Origin of the sequence: Olsenella uli (assembly GCF_901212675.1) — a bacterium.
GTDB lineage: Bacteria > Actinomycetota > Coriobacteriia > Coriobacteriales > Atopobiaceae > Parolsenella > Parolsenella uli_B.
The window spans coordinates 1-1097 of the sequence record NZ_CAAKOQ010000040.1; the positions used below are offsets into that span (position 1 = coordinate 1).

At 56.9% G+C, this 1097-nt stretch carries 1 pseudogene; it reads left to right on the plus strand.

Annotation, left to right across the window (positions count from 1 at the left end):
- Positions 1-834: 834 nt before the first annotated feature.
- A pseudogene (locus EFAMC1_RS11455) lies at positions 835-1097 on the plus strand (D-alanyl-D-alanine carboxypeptidase family protein); the annotation flags it as partial.

Consider the following 1097-nt stretch of genomic DNA (forward strand, 5'->3'; position numbering starts at 1 on the left):
ACAAGTCGGGAGGCGGGGGCCCGCGGGGCGGGCCATGGACGCGGACGGGGCCGCGACCTCATTCCGCACCTCCTGCCACGAGAACGAAGTTTGTGGGACGGCGGGGGCCCAACGCCGACCCCCGCGGCGCGCCGGGGCCGCGCGGGGCCGCACGCCCGCGCGGCCCCACCGGGCGACTCCCCGCCCGCACCCCGGCGCCGCGGCCGCGCACTGCGGCCTGCCGCGTCGGAGCGCCCCGTGGCCGTCCCACAAACGGCATTTCCGTGGCATGAAACGCAAAAACAGATCGCGGGGAGGCTCAAAGAAGATGCGAAAAGAACGCGCAACCGAAAGATGAGTCGCCCATGGGCGAAGCCAACCAGTGAGGGGACAGACGCAGAAAGTGCATTGTCCTCTCGATGCAGATAAATAAAGAGCAGTGAGGATTGCGGAGACAAGAATGAACGAGAGAGAGTTAAGAGCCAAAACGCCGGGTATGACAGAAGAGTCATCACCCCGTAAGCCGAGGTCTATGGAGTGCAAAATGCCTGGCAAAGAGAATGAAGACAGATAGCAAGTTAACAATAAGGAGAGCTCAACATGACAAGCGGAATCTACTTGGGAAGCAGGTACCCAGAACTCGTCGAGCTCGAATAAGGCCATATGATAGACAAAAACGTCTACGAGAAGGCCGGGGAATTACTAGAAGCCTGCAGCGATGCAGGTCTTGACCCCCTCGTCACTTCGACATATAGAAGCCCACTGAGACAAGCCTGGCTACTCATTCGTAAAACAGCGGGTTTTCTAATATGGAGAAAGAAGCCAACAGAAGCTTGACACTCCGCGAGGAAGCTCGTCGCACTACCAGGTAAGAGCGAACATGAGATGGGAGTTGCGCTCGACGTTTGCTCAAAGCAAAGGACAAATAAGCTAACGCCGAAGTTCAGAGATGGCACGCAGATAACTCATGGCGCTATGGGTTTGTTCAGAGATATCCCAAGAACAAATCTAACCTAACGGGAATTGCCTATGAACCGTGGCACTTCAGATACGTGGGGCAAAAGGCAGCAGCAGAGATGAAGGCAAAAGGCCAATGCCTGGAGGAATACCTTGATCAC